This is a genomic window from Neobacillus drentensis (assembly GCF_036962765.1).
Taxonomy (GTDB): domain Bacteria; phylum Bacillota; class Bacilli; order Bacillales; family Cytobacillaceae; genus Neobacillus; species Neobacillus drentensis_C.
On record NZ_JBALOS010000058.1, the window covers coordinates 1 to 10084 of the forward strand.

Consider the following 10084-nt stretch of genomic DNA (forward strand, 5'->3'; position numbering starts at 1 on the left):
CAATTACTAATAGAGGTAACATGGAATTTCAAGATGCTATCGTGGGATTATGGGGATACGTTGTATTTTTCTTAGGCTTCGTAATAATTTCATTAGTCAATATAATATCTAAAAGATTTTTAAATCGACTTCTTAAAAATGGTGCTAGTAAAAAAGATAATTTATAAACATTCCACCTTAGAGCCCCTTTTTGTTAGGGGCTTTTTACCTAGCTTTAGGTCCTCGTTCTACAATGCGGTATCCTTTATATACATTTATACAAGCCCTACAGTCAGACAAAAAAACACTGATATTAATGATCTCTTACCGGAAAGTAAAATCCGACAGAAATGCGATAATATCAGTGTTTTAAAGGCTTTACATCCCAGAGAGGATTCGAACCTCCGACCTACAGTTTAGGAAACTTTACGTTATGTCTTCGCTAGTAAAAGCCTGGCGAATATGAACGGGTGGCATTCGAAGATGTGTGCGCAGTTACTGTCGTAGATTAACACAGACATTACCTAGTTGAATACTCGGATATGTAATAGAAGGAACTCTGTATATTGCGATAGGGGCGGGTAAGGTGGCGTAATATTTAAGATAACCGCGGGGCTATTGATTTTGACTATCCTCGTTATCTTGCTTATTTTGTTTTATATTTGAATAAATTAAATAAAGTCCAAAAGCACCTGGAATCGACATCATAAACATAAGAAACCAAATAGTGTTAATAAAATGAGTGTATATCCACCAAGACATGAGAGCACCTCCTAATTCTAGAATGCCCGAAAAGTCTATACCTTACAATCAGATTAATCATCAGCGAATCCGCGTACGGGGATGAGCACTTGTCAAACTCAATGGGTTGTCGAAACGTGGCCCGATCGCTAGCTTAACGCGCAGCTTTCCGTAATATGAACCTTCATTCATTATACATAAACGCTGGGAAATAACGGAGCTACTGGCGAGGCAAAGGGCGTAGGTATGCGGATGTATAAGATATTGCATAACGGATAATATTTCGTAGTAAACAAACGTTGGTATGACGCGGTTTGTATATCCACATTATTACTCGATATAAATCTTTTACGTAATAATCTTGAATACGTTATACAATCGGATTGATTTAGATATACGTTTATATCCAACAAAACCCACAGACCCCCAACCTGCCTGGCAAAAAGGTGGGTTTTTGACGTTTTCAATTAGCGCAATATTTTTCAAACTAGGTGGTCACATAACTGTCGTAATTACTCGCAGGAACTAGCCGTAAGCAATCGAAATACTTATGAAGGGAAGTGGGGCTACGGTAGACTTCCATGGCGAAGGAGAGAGATGATGAAAAAAGGGATTTTGACATTCATATTTTTTAATGTAGGTGCATTGATGTTATTTTTTCTACCAACCGGTATGCTTTTGACTGATTCAGAAGATGGTGCAAACTGGTCGAATTTTAGATTTCTGTGTATCTTGCATGCAATACCAAATTTCATACCTTGGTTGATTCACCGAAAGGTTAAAGGTGCATTTATCATGTTTTTAATATTCGAGACACTTATGCTTTCCTATGTATTGTTGTTTTTTTTAGCATCAAAGTATGAAGTTTAAGGTTAAATATCAATTAGTATTGATGAGCAATCTACCGCGTAGTTGTCGTTAACAATAACGGTGAGCTGAACTTCGTATTGAGCGGATGGGAGGACGTTTAGTGAGTTGGATCAGCTTTATTTCGGGCGGTATGGCCGTGATATTGGTGTATGCTTTTTATTCGGTAGGTAGCGAAGATAGTGAAGAATTAGTAGCGGAGGATGTTGCTGGCTCGGACCTGGTCATTAACGATTTTTCGGGAACACATCCGGCCGGACCTCGCGATGCTTTTTTAATTTACGGCAGGTCTGACGGCTCAACGTCACGAATCGGCGTACGAAATGCAAGCGGCATGTCGATTTAAGTGCGTGAACCTAAAAAAGCCGCGGGTTAATTTGCGCTTTCTTAGGTTACCTTTAATATAGTACTTAAGTTGCTGCTTGTTCATTATTGTTACGTTAGTACATGCGATCGCTTGCGTTTACAGATAACTTAAGACAATTGTATACAAAAAACACAGCAGAATTAACGGACAATTCTTTATACTGATTATGAATCTATTATTCAAATTTAAAACAGCAGAAGTTATCTTGCTGTTTTTTTAAATAAATTTTATTGTAAATTAAAGAAAACTTGACCATCCAACATCTCTTCGTAACGAAGTTGAGCTTTTTCACCTGTTTTGACTAGTCCGGAAATATAACCCTCTTTCTCGTTCCCTACGTACATTTCGAAACTAAAGTCAGGTTCTGTAATTTAACAAAAGCACCAGTTAGCTGAATAAGAAAACTCGAGAAAATTATTGATATCAAAGGAGAAAACCTCCTATATGTCGAAAATAATAGATAAAGGGGATGACCCAATGAATAAAGTTGGTTTATTAAAAAATCTACACAATGCAAGTCGAGGTAATTTCTTTTCAACAGAGATTCCTAAAGCTACAAAAGAAGATGAAAAAAAGATTGAAGAATGGGTTGGAGAATTAGAAAGTGAAGGAAAAATCAAGTTAAGAGAATGTGTACAGCGAGAATACTCGGTTTATTTACATGGAATAATTAAGTATGCATCCGAATAATCGGGTGCTTTTTATTGGGATGAAACGAAAGAGGATATTTCAAACCAAGAAAGACGAGAGTAATTACTTTTATGTAAAATATAGTTATTTAAGTCTCTAAAGTGAAAAAATGGCATCATCATGCGGAATTAGAAGAGTATGAAGGTCAAGAGTGGTATAGTACGGAAAGTAAAGACGGAGATATTTCGGTTTCTGCGTTCTTTGATTAAGGCCGCCCAATTTCGGACGGCTTTTTTTTACGTTCGAATGCCATTACGCTTCATAATATTGCGAACAGGCGAAAACTTATTATGTTGCTCGCGAATATGCTCATTGTCCATCTGAACATATTTTCGCGTAGTTTGTATGTCCGCATGATCGAGTATCCTTTGAAGGGTGAATATATCTCCGCCAATTAATACATAATTCCGCGCAAAATTATGGCGGAACATATGCGGGTGGAGCTTCGTTATGTTTAATTTACGCTTTAATCGATTTAACCTACGACAGATGACATCGTCGGTAAAATCCTCACCATAAGCGTTCACGAACAACTGAGCGTCCTCACCGAAATACTGCTGCGTTCCATCTAAAAGCTGCATTCTCTTAGCGACCTCTCGGCTAATGGGTATCTCGCGGGACTTACGATTCTTTGAGATTTTAGACGGAACGATTATAGTTAAGTCTTTGAAATCAATTTGAGATGCGGTTAATGACAGTGCCTCACCGATCCGAAGGCCAGTGTCGAGTAGTAGTAGTATTAGAGTCTTATCACGCCATTGTGCGAACTGCCTATCGTCATAAGAGGCGAGGATAGCTTCTATTTGCTCGTCAGGTTTGCCTGGCACCTCATCATGGGCATCGTCGCGCACTTGTGAAATATTCTGCATGGGATTATTCTGAATTATTCCTTCGTTAAACAGAAAACGAAACATAGTACTCAGTCCACGAATCCGTATATTAATAGTGTGTACAGATAATCCTTTACCGTTGCGCTTCCGTTGAGGCGTTCTTTCCGTGCGAAGGTAATTAATATAGTCGCGTATATTGTCCGCGGTAATTTCATTAACATTCGTGATGTCCATGTCTAACCATTGCCGAAAATAACGGAAAATATCGTGGTATCCAGTAAGTGTTCCCGGCCGTACTCCTTCCGCTGTTTTAGCGCGAATAAAGATTTCGATGGCCTCCTCAATGGTATATAAGACTTCCCGAGGCTTTCGGACTTGTGGCGCTGCTGGGGCCCCTCTTTCGCAAATAAACTTACGTTTCATATGGTTTTAGCCCCTTCTGTAATTCAGCCGCAAGTGTCCTACGTTCACCACTCGATGTCCTACAGCGTCAAAAACCACGTCCTACAGACTACAAAAAAAACGCCATGTCACCGCATTGTCACCGTATTGATTGACGGATGACAAACCGCGATACATAGCGTTTTTCTAATGAGTACGTCCCAGAGAGGATTCGAACCTCCGACCTACAGTTTAGGAAACTGTTGCTCTATCCTGCTGAGCTACTGAGACAAATGAAGAGGAAAATACTTTGTTCCGAACACACAATTAGAAGTGTCGTCCTGATCTCAGAAAGATTATTCAAGTAGCAGCTCGATCAGTACGCTGAAGTAAATCAATGAAGCATATTCGATCGTGCTCTATCCTGCTGAGCTACTGAGACACATATTAGGAACGTTATTTATTATAATTTGTTAATGGCAAAAGGTCAATAAAAAAGTTGGTGTTATTGGAACGGAAAGTTTCTGGCCACTTCGATTCTTTTTGCAGTTTTTTCACGAAATAACAACCAGACGATCAAACTTAGCCCAATTAATAAACCTTCGAGTGATAAAATGTACCAAGGGTAGGGGCCTAAAACATCTAATAAACTTGCACTGTCAGGTTTATGACTTAAGAACATATAATTTCCGTCCACCAGTTTGTTGATCAGCATAATAATCGGCATGAGTACATTCAAAAAGATACATAATTTTAATACAGACCAGATTGTTGGTCGGTATCCCTTAACCCATGTAAAATAAAGCGGCACCCAGATTTCCATCAAATGGGTATAAAAGAAATGGAAAAACCGAAAATGCGGGAAGTCATAATTTAATGATGGTGTGAGTAATGCCTGTGATGCGCCTAATAATGCCGTGAATAATAAAATTTCATAGATTATTTTTTTCTTCGTTAACAATAAAATAACGGTTAAAATCAGACTAATACTGCATAATTCTAATGGGATGGCGTGACTGACTTGCCAACTTCCCGTCATGAGCATCCATAAATGATAGGAAACTTCTATTATGATTAGGGATACAGCAACCCCGATTTCCGTTCGTCTCCATTCAGTTGTTTTCATTTTATCTCTAAATAGGAAAAGGCAGACAGAAATGAGGAGTAAGATTGCAATAATTACAATATGACTGATTGAAAACATTTCAAAATCATAGTTTTTGAAACTGCGTCCAAACACTCCATCCATTTAACCACCCCTGTTCAAAAGATTCCTAATTTAGAATTCTACTTATATGTAATTATATTCGATGGATTTGCTTTTACACCTCTTACAAATATAAATTATATCCTGTTTACTCATGATTATAATTAGGATTTTTCTTCCTAATAATGTCCTCTAGAAATGTGTTATAATAATTTGTCGAAGAAAATCGAAAGTCTTTAAATAGTGGAGGTCATTATGGCTGCATATACGCCGATGATACAACAATACTTAACAATTAAGGCAGATTACCAAGATGCCTTTTTATTTTTTCGCTTAGGCGATTTTTATGAAATGTTTTTTGATGATGCCATTAAAGCATCACAAGAATTAGAAATAACCTTAACAAGCAGACAGGGTGGGAGTGACGACCGGATTCCGATGTGCGGTGTTCCATACCATGCTGCTGCCAACTATATTGAACAGCTGATTTCTAAAGGCCATAAGGTAGCCATTTGTGAACAAACGGAAGACCCGAAGCTGACCAAAGGTATGGTGAAAAGGGAAGTTGTCCAATTGATCACACCTGGCACAGTGATGGAGGGTAAGGGATTAACTGATAAAGAGAATAACTATATTGCCTCGATTACTAGTTTTGATGATGAAACCTATGGGTTTGCCTACAATGATATCTCAACCGGTGAAAGCCGAGTAACACTTCTATCCAATAATTTTGACGAAGTTTTAAATGAATTAGCTGTCTTAAGTGCAAAAGAAGTAGTTGTCGCTGGCAATTTTGACGGAGAATGGCAAAAGAAACTTCGTGAACGCGACGTTCTAGCGATTTCATTTGAAGATAATAGTTCAATAGATATGAATTTTTCTCATCTGCTTAAAGATTTGAATCAAGAAAAATTAAAGGTAACAATCGCGCGGCTTTTTAATTATTTATACCGGTCACAAAAAAGAAGTCTTGACCATCTTCAGCCAGTCACCACCTATCAAATCCATCAATTTATGAAAATAGATTATTATTCAAAGCGTAATCTTGAATTAACGGAAACAATTCGTTCCAAAGGGAAAAAAGGGTCATTAATATGGCTGCTTGATGAGACGATGACCGCGATGGGCGGCAGGATGTTAAAGCACTGGATCGACCGTCCGTTAATCAGTCAAAATGAAATTGTATCTCGTCAATCTATAGTGGAAGTTCTGCTGTCTTATTATTTTGAGCGTCAGGAACTTCGTGAAAAGTTAAAAGAAGTTTACGATTTAGAACGATTAGCTGGAAGAGTAGCCTTTGGCAATATCAATGCACGTGATTTGGTCCAATTGAAGCGTTCATTAATGCAGGTGCCGTACTTAAAACAAATCCTTAATGGCATGAAGAATGAAAAGGTAGACCAAATCGCTGAACTTCTTGATCCTTGTGAAGAAATTACTGATCTTTTGGAGCAGGCGTTTGTTGAAAATCCACCGCTTTCCTTAAAAGAAGGAAATATAATTCGTGACGGGTACAATGCCCAGCTTGATCAGTACCGTGATGCAAGTCGGAACGGGAAATCATGGATTGCCCAGCTGGAACGAGAAGAACGGGAGAAAACCGGTATCAAGTCACTAAAGGTTGGCTATAACCGCGTCTTTGGTTACTATATTGAGATTACTCGTGCAAACCTGCATCTTTTAACAGAAGGGCAGTATGAGCGGAAACAAACGTTATCCAATGCGGAACGGTTTATTACACCAGATTTAAAAGAGAAAGAAGCATTAATTTTACAAGCAGAAGAAAAAAGTAGTGAACTGGAATATGGATTGTTTACAGAAATTCGCGAGATTATAAAGGAACAGATTCCACGTTTACAAGCCTTGGCAAAAACGGTTAGTGAACTAGATGTTCTGCAGTGCTTCGCTCAAGTAAGTGAGGACCGCCACTATGTAAAACCACAGTTTTCAATGGAAGGCAGTGTCGTCGTAAAGGAAGGCCGTCATCCAGTGGTTGAAAAGGTACTGAACGCACAGGAATATGTTCCTAATGATTGCTTTATGGACAGCGAACGTGAAGTCTTATTAATCACGGGTCCGAATATGTCAGGGAAAAGTACCTACATGCGCCAAATCGCTTTGGTCGCGATATTAGCCCAAATCGGCTGTTACGTCCCAGCCTCCGAAGCAGTACTGCCGATTTTTGATCAAGTATTTACCCGCATTGGTGCAGCTGATGATTTAATTTCAGGTCAGAGTACTTTTATGGTTGAAATGCTCGAAGCCAAAAATGCGATTTCAAATGCCACGCAAAACAGCTTAATCTTGTTTGATGAAATTGGGCGTGGGACTTCGACTTATGATGGAATGGCCCTTGCTCAAGCGATCATTGAATATATTCACACCAATATTGGAGCGAAGACACTTTTTTCCACCCATTATCATGAATTAACGGTTTTAGAGGAAGAATTGATCAAGTTAAAAAACATCCATGTCAGTGCGATTGAGCATAATGGAAAAGTCGTTTTTCTTCATAAAATAAAAGAAGGACCAGCTGACAAGAGTTACGGTATTCATGTTGCCCAGTTGGCGGGGCTGCCTTCAGACTTAATCAGCCGTGCTAATGAAATATTAACAGCACTTGAGCAGTCTGATACCCAGGAAGTCAAGCCGAAAACGGAAGCAGTTAAGGTGGAGCAAGTTCAGGAACAACCTGCCCAATTATCTTTCTTCGATGAACCGAAAGATGTGAAAAAACAAGAACTGTCCTCTAAAGAGAAACGTGTGATAGATAAAATGAAGGAATTAGATATATTAGATTTAACACCACTTCAAGCGATCAACATGTTGTATGAGTTCCAGAAAAAGTTAAAGTAAGGGGTGAATCGCATGGGTAAAATTATTCAATTAGATGATGCCCTATCGAATAAAATCGCAGCGGGGGAAGTAGTTGAGCGCCCTGCTTCTGTGGTAAAAGAGCTGGTTGAAAATTCAATAGATGCTGGCAGCACAGTAATTGAAATTGAGGTAGAAGAAGCAGGACTTGCGAAAATCCGCATTACCGATAATGGGTATGGGATCGAGGAAGAGGATGTTTTACTCGCCTTTCAACGCCATGCCACCTCAAAAATAAAGAATGAAAATGATTTGTTCCGAATCAGGACACTTGGTTTCCGAGGGGAAGCCCTGCCAAGTGTCGCCTCTGTTTCTAGGCTCGAGATGAAAACTTCTACGGGTGAAGGAGCCGGAAACCGCTTGGTCATTGAAGGTGGCAAAGTCGAAATATTTGAGAAGGCTTCGAGCAGACGTGGCACTGATATCACGATTACTGATTTATTTTTCAACACACCGGCTCGTTTGAAGTATATGAAGACGATTCATACCGAACTTGGAAATATCACGGACGTCGTCAATCGTCTCGCGCTTTCCCACCCAGAGATTGCCTTTCGCCTCATTCATAACGACAGGAAACTGCTGCAAACAAATGGAAACGGTGATGTTCGTCAGGTGCTGGCATCCATTTACGGAATGGCGATCGCCAAACAGCTTGTGCCTATTTCCGGCCAATCGCTCGATTACAAAATTACTGGATTTGCTTCAATGCCAGAGGTAACCAGAGCGTCAAGAAACTATATTTCAACGATGATTAATGGCCGTTTTATAAAAAACTATCCATTAGCCAAGGCGATCCAAGAAGGATACCATACGTTGCTTCCAATCGGGAGGTTCCCAATTGTCCTCCTTAATATTGTAATGGACCCTTTACTTGTTGATGTCAATGTTCACCCTTCGAAAATGGAGGTTCGCATTAGTAAAGAAGCGGAATTGAATGCATTAGTTACAACAATGATAAAAGAAGAGTTTAAATCGAAAATCCTGATCCCGACAGCCTATACAGCAGTGAAAAAGGTTGCTCCGAAGGAAGAACAGACTTCGTTAGCCCTAGATGAAGGAACACCACCTCCAACTGAACGAAATGAATTGGAGTGGTACCGTCCAGAATCAACAGGAATCGTTCATGAGAAACGTCCATGGCTAGAGGTGCCGGTGAAAACACCTTTTACAAAAGTCCCTCCCCAGCTGGAAATAGCCGGAGTAGAGGAAAAAGATAACTGGCATTCTATTAACCCTTTTAGTGATACCCAAGAAGAACCTGTTGAAGAGGACCTTGTCATTGAACACCATGAAGATGAGATAGAACCTAATACTAGTGTGGCGGAGAGTAGAGTTCCACGCTTATATCCGATCGGGCAAATGCATGGAACCTACATTTTTGCTCAGAATGAAAATGGGCTGTATATCATTGATCAGCATGCTGCCCAGGAGCGGTTAAAGTATGAATATTTTCGGGAAAAAGTAGGTCAGGTTCATCCCGAGCTACAAGAAATGCTGGTGCCCTTAACCTTTGAATATTCGACGGATGAATTCTTGAAAATCAACGAATATCAGATTGAACTCGAAAAGGTCGGGGTTTTTCTTGAGGAATTTGGGTTAAATAGTTTTATTGTCCGATCCCATCCGCAATGGTTTCCAAAAGGGGAAGAAAAGCAGATTATTGAAGAGATGATCGAACAGCTACTATTAATGAAAAAGGTAGATATTAAGAAACTTCGTGAGGAAGCAGCGATTATGATGAGCTGTAAGGCATCGATTAAAGCAAATCGCCATTTACGAAATGACGAAATCCAAGCTCTCTTGGATGACCTAAGAAAAGCTTCTGATCCTTTTACCTGTCCACATGGCAGACCGATAATTGTTCATTATTCGATCTATGAGATGGAGAAAATGTTTAAGCGAGTTATGTAATAGAGAAGAATGTTCCTTTTAATAGGGGACGTTCTTTTTTTTAAAGTAATAATTTGGATGGTTCTACGTGCCCGAACCCGAGGGTAACCACTGAACCTGGTCAGGTAGAGAGGTTCTATGTGCCCGAACCCGAGGGTAACCATTGAACTCGGTCACGTGGGTAACTACTGAACCTAGTCACGTAGAAAGGTTCTATGTGACCGAACTCGAGGGAAACTATTGAACTCGGTCACGTAG

Annotated in this window: 8 protein-coding genes and 1 tRNA gene; 5 read left to right on the forward strand and 4 right to left on the reverse strand. The window is 39.6% G+C overall.

Translation table 11 applies throughout. The features are described from left to right. Positions 1 to 594: 594 nt before the first annotated feature. Positions 595 to 741, reverse strand: a complete 147-nt coding sequence (locus V7137_RS09225; protein WP_335697813.1) for a hypothetical protein — start codon at positions 739 to 741, stop codon at positions 595 to 597. A gap of 579 nt (positions 742 to 1320) precedes the next feature. Here V7137_RS09225 and V7137_RS09230 point away from each other — a divergent pair. From V7137_RS09230 to V7137_RS09240, 3 genes are all read left to right on the forward strand, one after another. Then, positions 1321 to 1590, forward strand: coding sequence for a hypothetical protein (locus V7137_RS09230; protein ID WP_335697814.1), 270 nt, complete (start codon positions 1321 to 1323; stop codon positions 1588 to 1590). A 100-nt stretch (positions 1591 to 1690) separates the two neighbouring features. Continuing rightward, a complete protein-coding gene (locus tag V7137_RS09235; protein ID WP_335697815.1) occupies positions 1691 to 1933 on the forward strand; it encodes a hypothetical protein in 243 nt (80 codons plus the stop codon). Between the two features lie 498 nt (positions 1934 to 2431). Then, on the forward strand, positions 2432 to 2644 hold the full coding sequence (locus tag V7137_RS09240; RefSeq protein ID WP_335697816.1) for a hypothetical protein: 213 nt from the start codon (positions 2432 to 2434) through the stop codon (positions 2642 to 2644). A gap of 236 nt (positions 2645 to 2880) precedes the next feature. On the opposite strand, the gene V7137_RS09245 is transcribed toward V7137_RS09240, so the two are convergent. From V7137_RS09245 to V7137_RS09255, 3 genes are all read right to left on the reverse strand, one after another. Beyond that, the gene (locus V7137_RS09245; RefSeq protein ID WP_335697817.1) at positions 2881 to 3897 is read right to left on the reverse strand and encodes a tyrosine-type recombinase/integrase; all 1017 of its coding nucleotides are present in this window, start codon (positions 3895 to 3897) and stop codon (positions 2881 to 2883) included. 175 nt (positions 3898 to 4072) lie between these two features. Beyond that, positions 4073 to 4146: transfer RNA gene (locus tag V7137_RS09250), tRNA-Arg, on the reverse strand. Between the two features lie 214 nt (positions 4147 to 4360). Then, the gene (locus V7137_RS09255) at positions 4361 to 5104 is read right to left on the reverse strand and encodes a YwaF family protein (RefSeq protein WP_335697818.1); all 744 of its coding nucleotides are present in this window, start codon (positions 5102 to 5104) and stop codon (positions 4361 to 4363) included. 213 nt (positions 5105 to 5317) lie between these two features. Between V7137_RS09255 and mutS the strand changes: the two genes are divergently transcribed. Together mutS and mutL are read left to right on the forward strand one after the other, a co-directional pair. Further along, positions 5318 to 7918 (forward strand): DNA mismatch repair protein MutS, encoded by a 2601-nt coding sequence (gene mutS / locus V7137_RS09260; protein WP_335697819.1) that lies wholly within the window; start codon positions 5318 to 5320, stop codon positions 7916 to 7918. 12 nt (positions 7919 to 7930) lie between these two features. After that, positions 7931 to 9847 carry a DNA mismatch repair endonuclease MutL gene (gene mutL, locus V7137_RS09265; RefSeq protein ID WP_335697820.1) on the forward strand — a complete coding sequence of 639 codons (1917 nt, stop codon included), beginning with the start codon at positions 7931 to 7933 and terminating at the stop codon, positions 9845 to 9847. The last annotated feature ends 237 nt before the right edge of the window (positions 9848 to 10084 follow it).